Genomic DNA, 241 nt, shown 5'->3' with positions numbered 1-241 from the left:
AGGGAGAGTACAAAATAAATGGGTTGAAGGGAGTTTCTATGGCAAAATCTAGGGTAATTATGGAAACCGACAAATCTAACACCTACATTTTTTCGTTAGGAAAGGTTGGAGGAAATGTTAAGGATCGTAATTATGATTATAATTATATTAAAGACATTACCTTAGTAATGTCAACCCCAGGCAAAGTCCGAATAACAGGTAATAGAGGACTTATTGTTGGCGCAGCTCACAAGCCAACAAT

General features: G+C 36.5%; 1 protein-coding gene. It reads left to right on the top strand.

Translation table 11 applies throughout. The features are described from left to right. Positions 1–59 precede the first annotated feature (59 nt). Positions 60–241, top strand: a 182-nt coding sequence (locus AC23MB_RS14520) for a hypothetical protein (RefSeq protein ID WP_487787673.1), incomplete at its 3' end; no start/stop codon positions are given.

The sequence above is a fragment of the Soonwooa sp. T0.1_25 genome (genome assembly GCF_057652215.1).
The sequence above is the reverse complement of the archived record's forward strand: the minus strand, read 5'-3'. Positions and strand labels throughout refer to the sequence as shown.